The sequence below is a fragment of the Burkholderia sp. Bp9012 genome (genome assembly GCF_003853825.1).
Lineage (GTDB): Bacteria > Pseudomonadota > Gammaproteobacteria > Burkholderiales > Burkholderiaceae > Burkholderia > Burkholderia diffusa.
In genome coordinates, this window is the sequence record NZ_QTQA01000010.1 from 199,650 (window position 1) to 215,580 (window position 15,931).

The 15,931-nt window shown below is 67.9% G+C and carries 13 protein-coding genes and 2 pseudogenes; 6 read left to right on the forward strand and 9 right to left on the reverse strand.

Going from position 1 to position 15,931, the window contains the following annotated elements:
- Nucleotides 1-92 precede the first annotated feature (92 nt).
- Nucleotides 93-657 (forward strand): annotated as a pseudogene (locus DIE11_RS16205) (glycosyltransferase); the annotation flags it as partial.
- Nucleotides 658-838: 181 nt separating this feature from the next.
- Here DIE11_RS16205 and DIE11_RS16210 read toward each other — a convergent pair.
- On the reverse strand, nucleotides 839-2,206 hold the full coding sequence (locus DIE11_RS16210) for a sigma-54 dependent transcriptional regulator (protein WP_124625462.1): 1,368 nt from the start codon (nucleotides 2,204-2,206) through the stop codon (nucleotides 839-841).
- 350 nt (nucleotides 2,207-2,556) lie between these two features.
- On the opposite strand from DIE11_RS16210, the gene DIE11_RS16215 reads away from it, so the two are divergent.
- Nucleotides 2,557-3,612, forward strand: a complete 1,056-nt coding sequence (locus DIE11_RS16215) for a sigma-54-dependent Fis family transcriptional regulator (RefSeq protein WP_124625464.1) — start codon at nucleotides 2,557-2,559, stop codon at nucleotides 3,610-3,612.
- A gap of 26 nt (nucleotides 3,613-3,638) precedes the next feature.
- Here DIE11_RS16215 and DIE11_RS16220 read toward each other — a convergent pair whose 3' ends face one another.
- The 3 genes and pseudogenes from DIE11_RS16220 to DIE11_RS36350 all read right to left on the reverse strand — a co-directional run bounded on the left by DIE11_RS16220 (nucleotide 3,639) and on the right by DIE11_RS36350 (nucleotide 5,245).
- On the reverse strand, nucleotides 3,639-4,589 hold the full coding sequence (locus tag DIE11_RS16220) for a glycosyltransferase (protein WP_124625466.1): 951 nt from the start codon (nucleotides 4,587-4,589) through the stop codon (nucleotides 3,639-3,641).
- A pseudogene (locus DIE11_RS36910) lies at nucleotides 4,579-4,707 on the reverse strand (LPS biosynthesis glycosyltransferase); the annotation flags it as partial. The gene DIE11_RS16220 and the pseudogene DIE11_RS36910, both read right to left, overlap by 11 nt.
- 172 nt (nucleotides 4,708-4,879) lie before the next feature.
- The gene (locus tag DIE11_RS36350) at nucleotides 4,880-5,245 is read right to left on the reverse strand and encodes a hypothetical protein (RefSeq protein WP_059605940.1); all 366 of its coding nucleotides are present in this window, start codon (nucleotides 5,243-5,245) and stop codon (nucleotides 4,880-4,882) included.
- Between the two features lie 251 nt (nucleotides 5,246-5,496).
- On the opposite strand from DIE11_RS36350, the gene DIE11_RS16235 reads away from it, so the two are divergent.
- The gene (locus tag DIE11_RS16235) at nucleotides 5,497-7,086 is read left to right on the forward strand and encodes an ATP-binding protein (RefSeq protein WP_124625468.1); all 1,590 of its coding nucleotides are present in this window, start codon (nucleotides 5,497-5,499) and stop codon (nucleotides 7,084-7,086) included.
- Between the two features lie 4 nt (nucleotides 7,087-7,090).
- On the opposite strand, the gene DIE11_RS16240 is transcribed toward DIE11_RS16235, so the two are convergent.
- From DIE11_RS16240 to DIE11_RS16260, 5 genes are all read right to left on the reverse strand, one after another.
- Nucleotides 7,091-7,423, reverse strand: a complete 333-nt coding sequence (locus DIE11_RS16240) for a four-helix bundle copper-binding protein (RefSeq protein WP_124625470.1) — start codon at nucleotides 7,421-7,423, stop codon at nucleotides 7,091-7,093.
- A 29-nt stretch (nucleotides 7,424-7,452) separates the two neighbouring features.
- Nucleotides 7,453-7,635 carry a hypothetical protein gene (locus DIE11_RS16245; protein WP_124625472.1) on the reverse strand — a complete coding sequence of 61 codons (183 nt, stop codon included), beginning with the start codon at nucleotides 7,633-7,635 and terminating at the stop codon, nucleotides 7,453-7,455.
- A gap of 53 nt (nucleotides 7,636-7,688) precedes the next feature.
- Nucleotides 7,689-9,224: an FAD-dependent oxidoreductase gene (locus DIE11_RS16250; protein WP_124625474.1), complete on the reverse strand. Its 1,536-nt coding sequence runs from the start codon at nucleotides 9,222-9,224 to the stop codon at nucleotides 7,689-7,691.
- A 364-nt stretch (nucleotides 9,225-9,588) separates the two neighbouring features.
- Complete coding sequence (locus DIE11_RS16255) at nucleotides 9,589-10,041, reverse strand: phosphate-starvation-inducible protein PsiE (protein WP_124625476.1); 453 nt, start codon at nucleotides 10,039-10,041, stop codon at nucleotides 9,589-9,591.
- Complete coding sequence (locus DIE11_RS16260; RefSeq protein WP_124625478.1) at nucleotides 10,038-10,412, reverse strand: LysR family transcriptional regulator; 375 nt, start codon at nucleotides 10,410-10,412, stop codon at nucleotides 10,038-10,040. The genes DIE11_RS16255 and DIE11_RS16260 overlap by 4 nt, the downstream gene beginning before the upstream one ends.
- Nucleotides 10,413-10,828: 416 nt before the next feature.
- Here DIE11_RS16260 and DIE11_RS16270 point away from each other — a divergent pair, with 416 nt between their 5' ends.
- The 3 genes from DIE11_RS16270 to DIE11_RS16280 all read left to right on the forward strand — a co-directional run bounded on the left by DIE11_RS16270 (nucleotide 10,829) and on the right by DIE11_RS16280 (nucleotide 15,395).
- Nucleotides 10,829-11,899 carry a Dyp-type peroxidase gene (locus tag DIE11_RS16270; RefSeq protein WP_124625482.1) on the forward strand — a complete coding sequence of 357 codons (1,071 nt, stop codon included), beginning with the start codon at nucleotides 10,829-10,831 and terminating at the stop codon, nucleotides 11,897-11,899.
- A complete protein-coding gene (locus DIE11_RS16275) occupies nucleotides 11,892-12,707 on the forward strand; it encodes a family 1 encapsulin nanocompartment shell protein (RefSeq protein WP_059605914.1) in 816 nt (271 codons plus the stop codon). Before DIE11_RS16270 ends, DIE11_RS16275 begins: the two co-directional genes overlap by 8 nt.
- 408 nt (nucleotides 12,708-13,115) lie before the next feature.
- Entirely contained in the window at nucleotides 13,116-15,395 is a 2,280-nt protein-coding gene (locus DIE11_RS16280; RefSeq protein WP_124625484.1) for an FdhF/YdeP family oxidoreductase, read from the forward strand.
- Nucleotides 15,396-15,931: the final 536 nt, after the last annotated feature.

Consider the following 15,931-nt stretch of genomic DNA (forward strand, 5'->3'; position numbering starts at 1 on the left):
GGCATGCGCCCAGCAAAGTGGCGGGTATGGTGATTGCCGAAGGGGGACGCAACGGGGCTGGCCGGCGTGGCCCCGATCTCGGGAGCAGCACCATGCAAGGAACCGCGTGGATCGGTGAAGATGCGTCGCCGCTGGGAGTGATTGGCGGCGTGGATGCGGGCGTGCAGAACATCTACGTCGCGAACGTCACGAAGCGCCGAGCGCGGCCTCGACGTCGACGTCTGCACGCGATGCGACAATCCGCACCTGCTGGAAGTCGCGCGGATCGGTCCGCGCATGCGCGTGATCCACGTGCCGGTCGGGCCGCCCGCCGATATCGCGAAGGAACGGCTGCTGCCTTATACGGGCACGCTTGTGGACTACATGACGGCGCGCATGCGGCAGGAGCCCGACCCGGTCGACGTGATGCACGCGAACTGCTTCGCGTCGGGCGAGGCCGTGCTACGCGTGAAGAACCATCTCGGGATTCCGCTCGTCATGACGTTCCATGCGCTCGACCACGTACGCTGGCTGCATCAGAGTGTGACCGACGGTTTCCCCGACGAACGCTTCGCGATCGAGGACACGCTCGCGCGCCGCGCAGACCGGCTGATCGCCGAGTGCCCGCGGGATGGGCTCGACCGGACCACGCCCTACCGCGCCGATGCCGCGCGCATATGGTCCGCATGTTTCCGCGCCTATGGCTCGAACGCGGCATCGCGCCCGCGTTCGCGAGCCTGCCGTGGACCCTGGGCGAGCGGCGCACGTTGCCGCCGCATGTCGAGCGCATGCGCCGCCGCCTCGACGAAGAAACGCGTCGCCGTGCGGGTGCGCGCGCATGAGCATGTCCGGCACGACATCAGGAATCCGGTTTCTCCACTTCGTCTTCCAGTTGCGCGAGCCGGTTGTAGATCGTCTTCAGGCTGACGTCGAGCACCTCCGCCGCCTGCGCCTTCACGCCGCCGCATTGCGCGATCGTGCCGAGGATCAGCTTGCGGTCGACTTCCTCGAGCGGCGTGCCGAACGGTACCGTCACGCGCTCCTCGTCCGAGTCGACCATGTTCGACAGTTCTTCCATGATCGGCGGCGGCAGCGTGTCGATCACGTCCGCGTCGGTGAAGATGCTCGCGCGCTGCACGAAGTTGCGCAGCTCGCGCACGTTGCCGGGCCACGCGTAGGTCTTCAGCGCTTCGCGCGCGGCCGGCGCGAAGCGCAGATTGCGGCCGCTTTCCTCGTTGTAGCGCTGCAGGAACGCGTCGGCGAGCATCGGGATGTCCTCGCCGCGCTCTCTGAGCGACGGCAGCGGGATCGGAAACACGTTGATCCGGTGAAACAGGTCGGGCCGCAACTTGCCGTCCGCCATCGCGGCTTCCGGATCGCGGTTGGTGGCCGCGACGATGCGCACGTCGACGTCGATCTCGCGCGTCGAGCCGAGCCGCGTGAGCCGCCCGGTTTCCAGCACGCGCAGCAGCTTGACCTGCGATTCGACCGGCATCTCGGTGATTTCGTCGAGGAACAGCGTGCCGCCGTCGGCGCGTTCGAAGAAGCCCTTGTGCTGCCGCTCGGCGCCGGTGAAGCTGCCGCGGTCGTGGCCGAACATCTCGCTCTCGACGAGGTTCGCCGCGATCGCGCCGCAGTTCACCGCGAGGAACGGGCCGCGGCGGCGCAGGCTCAAATCGTGAACCGTCTGCGCGGCGAGCTCCTTGCCCGTGCCCGACTCGCCGGTGAGCAGCACCGACGCTTCGGTGCGCGCGACGCGGCCGATCGCATCGTAGACGGCCTGCATCGCGGGCGAACTGCCGAGCATCCGGCCGAAGCGGCCGAGACGCTTCAGCTCGGAGCGCAATTCGGCGATTTCCTCGTGCAGCGCGGTGGTGCGCGGCACGCGCGCGAAGATGCTGTTCAGCCGCTGCATGTTGAGCGGTTTCACCAGATAGTCGGTCGCGCCGCGCCGCAACGCGTCGATCGCGGTTTCGAGACTTGCGTGACCGGTGGTCAGCACCATTTCGCAATGCGCGTGCTTGGGCAAAGCGTCGAACAGATCCATCCCGTTGCCGTCCGGCAGCACGAGGTCGCACAACACGAGATCGGGGGTATGCGTCGAAACGAGCGTGCGCGCTTCTTCGAGCGTCGCGGCCGTGTCGCAGGCGAGTTGCTGCGCCTGGGCGAGCGTCGCGAGCATCATGCGCGTATCGGCATCGTCTTCGACGATCAGGACATAAGGCATCGAAGCTCCTTGTGATGCGGCCCCGGCGCCAAGCATCGGCCGAAACCGCGGCTGGCATGCAATGCGGGGCATGACGCCGGTACTTGGCATGCACGTCCGCACTGCACACGAATGAGCAGACTAGCTGTCCTGCCATGACAATCGAGTGCTTAGCAGTATAGAAGAAGCACGTCGCGCAATCGCCACTCATCGAATAAATCTATCCGGCGGCGGCGGTGGCATTGCCAGATTCAATCCGCCTATTTCGGCATAAAAGGTATGATCTCCACATGAAAAAACGACGCGCGCCGGTCATTTTTTCATCCAGTCTTCGACGGTTTCGGTCAATACTTCCCAACGCGATATCACTCATGTCGAAATCCGACGAGGACGGCACGCGGCTGTTCGGCCGCTCGCGAACGATTCAGAACTTGCTGCTGAAAGTTTCGCGCGTCGCAAGCACACGCGTCAGCGTGCTGGTGGTCGGCGAAAGCGGCGCCGGCAAGGACATCGTCGCGCAGCTCATCCACGACATGAGCCCGCGCCGGCGCGGCCCGTTCGTGCCCGTCAATTGCGGTGCAATTCCGAAAGACATCGCGGAATCCCATTTGTTCGGACATGAGAAAGGCAGCTTCACCGGCGCCGTTGCACAACATGTGGGCATGTTCGAAGCCGCGCGCGGCGGGACGCTGTTTCTCGACGAAATCGCGGAAATGCCGGCGGAATTGCAGGTGAAATTGCTTCGCACGCTCGAGTCGAACACGATCATGCGCGTCGGCGGTCACGAAGCGATTCCGCTCGATGTGCGGATCGTCGCGGCCACGCGTCACGATCCCGTGGAGGCCGTGCGCAGCGGTCGGCTACGCGAGGATCTCTTCTACCGGATCGCGGCGATCGCGCTGCACGTGCCCGCGCTGCGGCAGCGCGAGGACGACGTCGGCGACATCGCGCTGCAGATCGTCGAACGGCTGAACGCGCGGCACCGCACGCGCAAGCGCCTGTCGATGCAGGCGATGAAGGCGCTGCGCGCGTATACGTGGCCCGGCAACGTGCGCGAGCTGCGCAACGCGCTGGAGCGTGCGTTCATCCTCGCGGACGAACAGATCGAACTGCAGTTGCCGCGTCGGAAACAGCCGCGAGAGGAAGTCCGACACAATGCGATGACGCTGCATATCGGCACGACGCTCGCGCATACGCAGCAGCGCTTCATCGTCGCGTCGCTGCGTCATTTCAACGGCGACAAGCCGCGCACCGCGAAGGCGCTCGGCATCAGCCTGAAGACGCTGTACAACCGCCTCGCGCTATTGCCCGAACACGAGCGCAATGCCGCGAGCGGCGCGCCAGCACCGGCGTCAGGCGCGAGTGATGCAAGTGGCGCCGGCGGCGCCGCGAGCGCGGGCGCGCCACCGAGCGCAACGAGCCCGTAAGCGCACCGCCTCGGCGACTGAACCGCTCACGACGCGACGTCGCGCAACGCGCTATCCCATTCACGCACGAACCGCTCGATCCCGAATCGCTCGCACGCATCGCGCTTCGCCGCCGCGCCCCACTCGCGCGCGAGGTCCGGATCGCGGATCAACATGCGCATCGCGTCGATCAATACGGCAGGTCGCGTATCGGCGACCCCGTTGCAGCCACTCTTCACGAGCTGTGCCATCTCCGTCGTTGCGAGCGCAACGATCGGCAGCCCGATCGTCATCGCCTCGATCACCGCGAGCTCGAGGCTCGCGTAGCGGATCGGATTGAAGAAGAAGCGGTAGTGCGACAGGAACTGCGGCAGCGCCGGGTTCGGCACCTCGCCGATGCCGCCGAGCTCGTTCGACCCAATGCCCACCAGATCGAGCGGCACGCTGTGACGCACGACCTCGAACAGGTCAGCACCGAGACACCGCCCGCGCCGCGCGATGTTGTTCACGACCGTCACGCCCTTCGGCAGCGTGCCCCGATACTCCACGCCGTCGGGAATCCGCACGCCATGCTCGATCACGCGCGTCGGCGTGACGCCGTTGTCCCACATCAGCGCGTTGAACGGCGTGACGTGCACCAGCAACACGTTCGGATCCTGCACCGGGTGCAGTGTGTCGGTCGGATGTTCGCGCGGCGGATCGTGTTCGACGAACAGCGCCGGCAACGCACGCTGCGCGTCGCTCAGGAGCCGCAACCGGTCGTGCGCGTAGTGATCGTGATGCTGGTACAGCACGCAGTCGAACTCGGTGTCGCGCACGCACTCGACGCTCACCTCGTGCACGTTGTCGCCCCATGGCAGGTGCCCGGCCCGCCCCGCGTAGCCGGGCGGATGCTGCGGCTTCGTCACGATATGGAAATCGTGCGGCGCCTGCGACAGGTAATACAGATAGTTGCCATGCACGTGCCAGGTGAGCACGCGCAACCGCTTACGTGACATGACGTCTCTCCTCGGCGAGCAGTTCGCACGCCCGTTCCATCACGTCGTCGACACCGATCGCCGTCGCGCACGCGTGCCCGTACGGACACGGGTCGAACGTGCACGGCCGGCGCGAAGGGGCGGCACGCCGACGTCAATATTCCGGTCGACGCCGTGATCCCCGCACCTCGCGCCCGATGCCCGCCGACGGGCGGCGCTGATCGGCCACTCGTCGCCGCACGTCTCTTGCCAGGCGTCCCTATCTGCAACGGGATTGCAGTTTTTGCGCAGCCGATCGTCCTGCTATGGCCCTATACGCCGCCCGTGCCGGGTTCCCCCGGCGCGTCCGGATCGTCGATGCCGCCGGGCTCGCTCAGCCGGTCCGTGCGATCCGGCTCGATGTCGGCGGCTTCCTCCAGCCCCGAATCGCCGTCCGCGGACGCGCGCTCGCCGGTGCCCGCGCGGTCCGTATCGCTGTCGAGGGCCGCGTCTCCGCGCTCCAGCGCGTGCTCGTCGAGCGGCGAATCGACGTCGAACGGATAGCGTCGCGCGCCCGCCGTATCGCTGCCGCTGTCGGACGAGTCGCTCGGCCCCAGCGCGCGGCCATCGCGGCCGCGCCGCGCGTTGTCGTCGTCCGGGCCGGCCGGTTCGTTGTCGGGGTTCAGTGTGCTGCTCATGTCGATGTCCTCGTGTAGCCGCAAAGCGCCGCGGCGGACCGCACAGAGATGCAATCGCCATGCCGCACCGCCGCCACCGGCAGGATTTCGCACCACAGGCGCCGCGCGGCACAGGCCGTGCGTCCCCATTGATCAGGTGAATTGACCTCCCTTATGCTTTCGGGGTGTCAATCCGATTTGAATGGCCGCAGCCAGCCCGGCCGGCTGCGGCGGGGCGGCGTTCCTCCGCCCGCATCCGACTTGCCGTTCCGATGAAGACAGACGACACCATTTCCAATCCGCCCCCGCCGCTCGGACCCAACGATGCGCGCGATCTGCGGCACCGCTTCGCCGAGTTTCGCTTCGAGACCGTCGTCGGCGCGATCACCGACTACGCGGTGTTCATGCTCGACGCGCACGGCAACGTCGCGACGTGGAACACGGGCGCCGAGCGCATCAAGGGCTATCGCACGGCCGATATCGTCGGCCACCATTTCTCGCGCTTCTACCCGCCCGACGCGATCGCGGCCGGGCGGCCCGCATTCGGGCTCCGGGAAGCCGTCGCGCACGGCCACTTCGAGGACGAAGGCTGGCGCGTGCGCAAGGACGGGTCGCTGTTCTGGGCCAGCGTGACGATCACGGCCGTGCGCGACCATGCGGGCCAGCTCGCCGGCTTCATCAAGATCACGCGCGACATGACCGAGCGCAAGCGGCTGGCCGAGCTCGAAGCGTCAACGCACCGGCTCAGCGTGTTCATCGCGATGCTCGCGCACGAGTTGCGCAACCATCTCGCGCCGCTGCGCCATTCGGTCGGCGTGCTGCAGAGCCTGCCCGATCCGGCGCCCGAGCTCGCGCAATGCCGCGACGCCGTGCACCGCCAGGTCGGACACTTGACGCGGCTGGTCGACGACCTGCTCGACGTCGGGCGCATCACCGCCGGCAAGGTCGAACTCGACGACGCACCGGTGACCGTGCGCGACCTCGTCTGCCGCGGCGTGGAAAGTATCCAGCCGAAGCTGGCCGCGCGCGGGCAGCACATTCGCGTCGATCTGCCGGCCGATCCGCTGGTGGTGCGCGGCGACGCCACGCGGCTGGTGCAGGTGCTGCACAACCTGCTCGACAACGCGTCGAAATTCTCACCGCAAGGCGGGCGCATCGACGTCGGCGCGCACGCCGAAGGGCCGATCGTCGCGATCCGCGTAACCGATCACGGCGTCGGCATCGCGCCTGGCTCGCTCGAATCGATCTTCGACCTGTTCGAACAGGAAGCCGTCCCTGGCCGGCGCCCGTCGGACGGCTTCGGGCTCGGCCTCGCGATCTGCCGGTCGTTCGTCGAGTTGCACGGCGGGATGATCGCCGCTGAGAGCAGCGGCCCCGGCCATGGCGCGACGTTCACGGTGCGGCTGCCGCTCGAGCATGCCACGCGCGCGACGCCGGGCGATGCGCCCGCACCGCGCACAACCGAACAACCGGCCCGTGCGCCGCTGCGCATCCTCATCGTCGACGACAACCGCGACTCCGCCGACACGCTCGCCGTGCTGCTGCAGGTCAAGGGCCACGCGCCGCGCGTCGCGTACAACGCGGACGACGCGCTGGCGCTCGCGGGCGACCTCGTTCCGCACCTGATGCTCGTCGACCTGTCGATGCCCGACGTCGATGGCTTCACGCTGCTGCACCAACTGCGCGCGATCGACGCACTGGCCGGCATGACCTGCGTCGCGCTGTCCGGCCATGGGAGCCCGGCCGACTTCGCACGCACCGCGAGCGCGGGCTTCGACGATCACCTCGTCAAGCCCGTCGAGATGGCGGTGCTCGACGCGCTGCTGCAGCGCGTCGCCCGCCAGGTTCGCGACGCGCGCTGATCGCTCAGGTCATCGCGCGGCACATCGCGGCGCAGGTGTCGCATGCCAGCGCGCAGCGGCGGCAGTGGTCCTGCGCGTGCTGCAGGCATTCGGCCGCGCACAGCTCGCACGCATGTGAGCAAAGCGCGCATACCTGAGGCGCGAGCGCGCTGCCGCGCGCCATCGCGCCCGATGCAAGGCGGCACAGCTGCGCGCACTCGATGTCGAGCGCGATGCAGCCTGCCAGGGTGTGCGATTCCGGTTCCGCCAGGCACCCCGCGATACACGCGTCGCACGCATGCGCACACGCGTCGCACGCGGCCATGCAGTTGTCGTAGGGATCGTCGATCTGGTTCATCACAGCCCTCCTCGTTCCGGTTCGCATCGTCATGGCGTCGGCTTCACCTTCATCCAGCCCGGCTCGTGCACGTCGAACGCGCGATACGCGTCGATCACGTTCGGGAACCGCGTCGCGAACACCTCGATGGAGCAGCCGAAGTCGCGGTTTATCTGCCCATGTCCGGTTCGGCCATCTCCGCGCACGTCGCGACGATGCAACGACCGTTGCATACGCAACATCTTGACCGGAGCGTGCACCGCTCAACGCACAGTCGGCAGCCTGCTCACGCGTGCGTCGCGCCTTGCTGCTCGAGCGCCGCTTCCGCGCGCAGGCAGTCGAGATCGCGGCCGATCGTCGCGACCGCGAGCCGCTTGTCGCCGCGCCAGTACGTCACCGAACCGTCGTGCGCGCGCAGATCGCCGTCGATCTCGACGCGGTCCCATTGGTCCGCGTGGCCGACATAGCGTACCGTCAGGTCGTAGTGCTGGCTCCAGAAGAACGGCACCGCGTCGAACGGCTGCTGCCGGCCGAGCATGTTGCGCGCCGCGGCGATTCCCTGTCGCTCCGCGACGACCCAGTGCTCGACGCGAATGCGTTCGCCCGTCAGCGGATCGGGCCAGCGCGCGATGTCACCGGCCGCGTAGATGTCCGGCGCGCTCGTCTTCAGGAAACGGTCGACCGTCACGCCCCGATCGACGAGCAACCCCGCGTCTTGCGCGAGCGCGACGTTCGGATGCACGCCGATGCCGACCAGCACGACGTCCGCCGACAGCACATCGCCGTTCGACAGCGTTACATGATCCTGCGCGATCTGCGTGGGCGTCGCGCCGAGATGGAACGCCACGCCGTGCGACTCGTGCAGCGCGCGGATCGTGTCGCCGAGCGCGTCGCCGAGCACGTGCGCCATCGGCCGTGCATCGGGCGCGACCACCGCTACGTCGAGCCCGCGCGTGCGCAGCGCGGCGGCCGCTTCGAGGCCGATGAAGCTCGCACCGACCACGACGCAGCGACGCGCGGCCTTCAGCTTGCCGATCAGCGCATCGCAATCGGCGCGCGAGCGCAGCACGCACACGTGCGGAAGATCAGCGCCCGGTACGGTCAGGCGGTTCGGCTCGGCGCCGGTGGCGAGCAGCAGCGCGCCGTAGCCGACGCGGCTGCCGTCCGCGAGTTCGACCGCGTGTTGCGCGGGGTCGATCCGCGCGACGCGCGTGCCGCAGCGCACGTCGATGCGCTGGTCGGTATAGAACGACGCCCCGCGCAGTGGCAGCCAGTCGGCTTCGGCCGTGCCGGCCAGATAGTCCTTCGACAGGTTCGGTCGATCGTACGGCGGCTCGCTGTCCGCGCTCAGCAGCGTGATCGCGTGCGGGTAGCCTTCCTGCCGCAGCGTCACGGCCGCCGCGATAGCGGCCGCGCCACCGCCGACGATCACCACCGATTCGGGCAATCCGGCCGCGTTCGACACGGGCGGCGACGCGGCAGGCTGCTCGCCGAGCACGACCGCCCGGCCGTCTCGACGTTCGACGCGCCAGCACGTCAGGCCGTCGAGCGCCGGCGCGCGCAGCCGTTCGCCGGTGCGCAGGCAGAACGCCGCGTGATGCCACGGGCAGCGAATCGTATCGCCGACCAGCAGCCCTTCGGCGAGCGGTGCGCCGTAGTGAGGGCATTGCGCGCCCACGGCAAACAGTGCGTCGGCGCGGCGCACCAGCAGCACCGTGGCGTCGCCGACCTGACCCTCGATCATCGCGCCGTCGGCGATGTCATCGAGCGAAATGCCCCGCGCAAGATCGGGGCGTGAAGACGATGCGTCGCTTCCGGACATGGCGCGGCTCCCGGCTGAGGTAACGATCCCATTATCGGCGTCCTTCCTGAAAAGAGCAGGTACGGACGACCCCGCAGCGCACGCAAACGCGGACCATGGCTCGTATGCGATCCGCGACCGGCATGGAACGTCCGCGACGTTGCGGCGCAACACGCTGGATACGCGTGCGCGGGTGTCCGGCAACCGGAGCAATCCGCATGCCGTGTGCGGCATACGGCCTGGCGAGCGTTCCGAGCGGGCGACCGGCGAACGGCCAATCCGTGCCGGGCACGGCAAGCTTGCCGGCTGTGTCCGTTTCAACGATGACACCGTTACCGATGTGGAATCCTTCGTTCTTCTCCGACAGCGCCGGCCAGGCGCGGCCTTAACGACGCGTGTGCGCGTCCTCCTCGACATCGTCGACTTCCGCCGGAAAACAGTGCTGACCGAAGCTGAGGATCAGTACGCCCACCGCAAGCAGCACGATCCCGAACGTGGTCATCAGCATTCGCTCGGGGCTGTCGGTGGCGCCGCGCAGGATCAGGTCGCGCGCGAGCGACGTCATCGCGATGAACAGCGGAAAGCGCACCGGCAGCCGGCCGAGTCGTAGGTAGCGCACGTCCATCGCGAGCACTTCGAGATACAGGAACATCAGCAGCAGGTCGGTCAGCGACACCTCACCCGCGAGCACGACTTTCCACGCTTCCTGCGCCATCGCGAACGCGGTCGCGAGGCCGATCACGATCAGCCCGGCCAGCTCGGCCGCATGGAGGAAGTGTCCGAAGCGGCGGCGGATGCGCTCGGCGGCCGTATCGGCGGAAACAGTGGACGTATTCAACGCGATGACTCGTGCAATGGCATAGGTTCCGCGATCGACGCTCCGTCGACACGGTCGATGGTTTCGAGCGGCGGAAAGCCCCCGACGGGTAAATCCTGAACGGTTGCGCACGCATCGATCTTGGCGATGGCCTGCGCGACCTCGGACAGCGTTCTTCGGCAGCACGGGTGGAACGCGACGCCAGCATCGGTACACGCCATGGCGTCGCCTGCGCGGTCCGGCAACGACCTGCAGCCGGGATCCCGTTCGAGGCAATCGAGCCGCGCGTTCACCGCCGCGTCGCCGCGCTTCAGGTCGCACGCCGCGCCGGACGCCCCGCCATACGCGACCACCGCGACGAAAACCGGCATCGCTTCCGGCAGGTTCATCATGACGGTCCTCGTCGGTGGGCGGAGCGAACCTAATCTACTGCACGCGCCACACCCGCTCAAGAGCACAGCGCCGCGCGCTTCAGGAGTACAGCCGCGCGCCCGCGACGCGAAAGCGGACTCCGATCAATCCATTCGAATCACAGATTGCCGATACGTGTTCCAAAGACCCGCCGAAGCTGCTAGATTGCAGGCTCGACGACGTTACGCGGTGCGGCGAGGTCATGCGCCGGGCGAACGCGCGGCCATCCTGCCTGCCTCCCCTTGCGCGCCCGGGCGGCAGGCCGCCGCTGCCACGGCCCGTTGCGCGATGCCCGTGCAACGTCCTTCATCCGCATGTCACAAAGAGAACAGTCGCATGACACAGTCCAACCGTGCGTCTTCGCGCGCCGCGGCATTCGCGGCCCGTCCGTCCCGACATGACTGACCGGCAGGCCGCGATGCAAACCCTTCCCCCGCTCTCCCAGGCCGTTCACAGTCCGATCACGCGCAGCGCGATCTTCCTCGTCGCAACCGTCAACCCGGGCGCCGACCGAGCCGACACGATCCGCACGTGGTGCGGCGACATCGCCGCGCTCGTGCGCTCGGTCGGCAAGCGCGTGCCGAGCGGCAACCTGTCCTGCGTGTGCGGCTTCGGCGCCGACGCATGGGATGCGCTGTTCGGCGATCCGCGCCCCGCGTCGCTGCATCCGTTCCGCGAATTCGGCGCCGGCCAGCGTGTCGCAGTCGCGACGCCGGGCGACATCCTGCTGCACATCCGCGCCGAGGCGATGGACCTGTGCTTCGAGCTCGCAACTCAATTGCTCGGCGCGCTGGGCGACGCAGTCACGGTCGTCGACGAGGTGCACGGCTTCCGCAACTTCGACCAGCGCGCGATGATCGGTTTCGTCGACGGCACCGAGAACCCGGAAGGCCGCGAGGCGGTCGACTTCACGGTCATCGGCAACGAGGATCCGGCATTCGCGGGCGGCAGCTACGTGATCGTGCAGAAGTACCTGCACGACATGGCCGGCTGGAACGCGCTCGCGGTCGAGACGCAGGAGCGCATCATCGGGCGCACCAAGCTGTCCGACATCGAGCTCGCGCCGGACGTGAAACCGTCGTGCTCGCACAGCTCGCTGACCACGCTCGACGAAGACGGCAAGGAAGTGAAGATCCTGCGCGACAACATGCCGTTCGGACGCCCCGGCTTCGGCGAATTCGGCACCTATTTCATCGGCTACGCGCGCTCGCCGGCGCCGATCGAGCAGATGCTCGAGAACATGTTCGTCGGCCGCCCGCCCGGCAATTACGACCGGCTGCTCGACTACAGCCGCGCGGTCACCGGCTCGCTGTTTTTCGTGCCGTCGGCCGACCTGCTCGAAGCGCTCGCCGATCGCGCCGCACCGGCCGACGCCACCGCCGCGCGGCCGGCCCCCACCTCGCCCGAGTCGCGTCGTGACGGCTCGCTGAACATCGGATCGCTGAAAGGAGCCAAAGCCCATGAATAACCTGCACCGCGAACTCGCGCCGGTTTCCTCGTCCGCCTGGGAGCAGATCGAGGAGGAAGTGGCACGTACCTTCAAGCGCTCGGTGGCCGGGCGCCGCGTGGTCGACGTCGAGGGCCCGGCCGGCCCTGAGCTGTCGGCCGTCGGCACCGGGCATCTGCGCGAGGTCGCCGCACCGCGCGAGCAGGTGAACGCGCGGCTGCGCGAAGTGCGCACGATCGTCGAGCTGACGGTGCCGTTCGAATTGAGCCGCGATGCGATCGACAGCGTCGAGCGCGGTGCGCGCGACGCCGACTGGCAGCCGGCGAAGGACGCCGCGCAACAACTCGCATTCGCGGAAGACGGCGCAATCTTCGACGGCTATCTCGCCGCGGACATCGTCGGCATCCGCGAAGGCACGTCGAACCGCAAGCTCACGCTGCCGGCCGACGTCAGCGCGTACCCGGACGCGATCAGCGACGCGCTGGAAGCGCTTCGGCTCGCCGGCGTCGACGGCCCGTACTCGGTCGTGCTCGGCTCGGACGCCTACACGGCGCTGAGCGAAGCGCGCGACCAGGGCTACCCGGTCCTCGGCCACATCAAGCGCATCGTCAGCGGCGAGATCATCTGGGCGCCGGCGATCAGCGGCGGCTGCGTGCTGTCCACCCGCGGCGGCGACTATGAACTGCACCTCGGCGAAGACGTGTCGATCGGCTACACGAGCCACACCGACAAGGTTGTTCGCCTGTACCTGCGCGAAACGTTCACGTTCCTGATGCTGACGAGCGAGGCATCGGTGGCCGTGGCGCCGCAGGGCAACGCGGCGACCTGACGTCCCGCCCGCGCGTGATGCCTGCCGGGCATCGCGTGCGCCGCTTCCCGTTCAACACGTGCCGCGCCAGACGCGCCACTGTCGCACCGCGCTTCGCGCGCTTCGCGCGCGTCGCACGCCGCCACCTTTCCGTGTCCCGCACGCGGCACCCGCATGCGCGCTCGTCTGTACTCCTTGCGTCTCCCGAGCACACGCATGTGAGGGTGCAATTCCCGGCCGGGCCGATGCCGAACTGTGTCTTGGAGGCCGTGGGCCGATTCGCTATTTTGATGGATGCGCACTGACACTCGACGGGCCCGGATGCACGGGCGCGCATGACTGGCTCCGTTCGCCGGACGGAGCCGCCTCACGCCGCGACGCGGCGCAACCCGAGCCACCCCGCAGCGGGTCCGGCTCATGGAGATTCACATGACAAATCGACGCGAGGTGCCAGGCATCAGGAAGTACGATGGGCCCGCTGGCGGTTGGGGCGCGCTTCGCGCGACAGCCGAGGCTGTGCGCACGCAGATGGAAACCATCGAAGCGCCGATCGTGCTGATGCGGACCAACCAGCCCGACGGTTTCGACTGCCCCGGCTGTGCATGGCCCGACAAGGAACACAAGTCGACGTTCCAATTCTGCGAGAACGGCGCGAAGGCTGTCACGTGGGAAGCGACGACCAAACGCGTGACCCCCGAGTTCTTCGCGGCGAACACGGTATCGTCGCTGCTGCGGATGTCCGACTACGAGCTGGAGAACATGGGCCGGCTCACGCATCCGCTCGTCTACGATCGCGCGACCGACACGTTCCGCGCGGTCGAATGGGATGACGCATTCGCGCGCATCGGCGAGGTGCTGCGCGCGCTGCCACCCGAGCAAGTCGAGTTCTATACGTCGGGCCGCGCGTCGAACGAAGCCGCGTACCTGTATCAGCTCTTCGCGCGCGAGCTCGGCACCAACAACTTCCCCGACTGCTCGAACATGTGCCACGAGCCGACCAGCGTCGGCCTGCCGCAGTCGATCGGGATCGGCAAGGGCACGGTGTCCCTGGAGGATTTCGACCACTGCGAGCTGATCATCTCGATCGGCCACAACCCCGGCACCAACCACCCGCGGATGATGGGCACGCTGCACGAGTGCTCGCGCCGCAACGTGCCGATCATCGTGTTCAATCCGCTGCGCGAGCGCGCGCTCGAACGCTTCGCGGATCCGCAGGACATGATCGAGATGGCGTCGTTCGGCTCGACGCGCATCGCGTCGACGTACTACCAGGTCGACGCGGGCGGCGACGCGGCCGCGCTGAAAGGCATCATGAAGGCGCTGCTGCAGCTCGAGGCCGAGCGCGGCGACGTGCTCGACCGCGACTTCATCGCGCAGCACACCGACGGCTTCGACGCGTTCTCCACCGACCTGCAGGCGACGTCGTGGGACGACATCGAGCGCGCGAGCGGCCTGAGCCAGGCGCAGCTCGAGCAGGTCGCGCTCGCCTATGCGAAGTCGAACGCGACGATCGTCACGTACGGGATGGGCGTCACGCAGCACAACAAGGGCACCGCGACCGTGCGCCTGATCGCCGACCTGCTGCTGATGCGCGGCAACTTCGGCAAGCCCGGTGCGGGCATATGCCCGCTGCGCGGCCACTCCAACGTGCAGGGCAACCGCACGGTCGGCATCACCGAGAAGCCGTCGGCCGAGTTCCTGCAAAAGATCGAGGACGTGTGCGGCTTCAAGCCGCCCGCGCATCACGGGCACGACGCGGTGCAGACGATGCAGGCGATGATCGACGGCCAGGCCAAGGCGCTGCTGTGCCTCGGCGGCAACTTCGCGGTCGCGCTACCCGACCCCGAGCTGTCGTTCCCCGCGATGGCGAAGCTCGATCTGAGCGTGCATCTCGGCACGAAGCTGAACCGCTCGCATCTGCTGGTGGCAAAGGAAACCTACATCCTGCCCGTGCTCGGCCGCACCGAGCTCGACATGCAGGCGAGCGGCCGACAGTCGATCACCGTCGAGGATTCGATGTCGATGGTCCATGCGTCAGCCGGCAAGCTCAAGCCGGCGTCCGACCAGTTGCGCTCGGAGCCCGCAATCGTCGCGGGGATCGCGCGCGCGACGCTGCCGAACAGCAAGGTCGCGTGGCTCGACCTGATTGCCGACTACGACCGCATCCGCGACCTGATCGACAAGACGGTGCCCGGCTTCGAGGCGTTCAACGAGCGGATCCGCGCGCCGGGCGGCTTCCGCCTGCCGCTGCCGCCCACCGAGCGCGTGTGGCCCACGCCGACCGGCAAGGCGATGTTTTCGGTCTACAAGGGCGTGAAGGAAGACGCCGACGTGCTCGGCGCCGAGCAGGTGCTGCGGCTGATCACGCTGCGCAGCCACGACCAGTACAACACGACGATCTACGGGCTCGACGACCGCTATCGCGGCGTGTTCGGGCGGCGCGACGTGCTGTTCATGAACGCGACCGATCTCGCGAAGTACGGGCTCGAACACGGCGACCTCGTCGACATCGAGACGATCACCGCATCCGGCCGCACGCTGCGCCTCGAGCAGATCACGGCGATCGAGTACGACATCGCGCCGGGGTCGGTCGGCGCGTATTACCCGGAAGCGAACGTGCTCGTGCCGCTCGACTACATCGACAAGGAAAGCGGCACGCCGTCGTACAAGTCGGTGCCGGTGCGGGTCGCGCGTTCCGCTGTCGTGTAATCCGCGGGCGGGCAGGTTCGCGACGTACGGCACGCCACGAACCTGAATCTGCCCGCCGCCGCTCGTCACCCTCTCCCCGGCCGCCGCATTGCATCGGATGCGGCGGCCGCTCTCTTTCATCGCGTCGAACGATCCGCTTATCGCACCGCCGACGACGGCAGTTGCGCACCCGTCTGACGAGGCAGCCCGGTCCTTGATGCAATCGGCCGACGGATACCTTACGATCGTCGGGCAGGAAAAATTGCATCGCTGCGTCTGGACGACGACGGCCCGGGCTGGCAGCGTCTCAACGACTCGACGCTGCCCTTGCGGCCCCTGTCCCGACAATTCTTGACCTTGTCCACACCGCCGAACTGGTAGGATGCCCGTCGCCTGGGTGTGGACGGCAGCCAAACGACGTTCAACCGTCCCTTTTTTATGCCCGCGATCGGCCAGCCCGGCCGTCCGCCCAGACGACACGGTGCCCCAACCGCACCCAGCCCCCGTTGAAGCCCGCAACACCCCGGCGTCGCTCCACGCGACCCGTTGCAGCAACC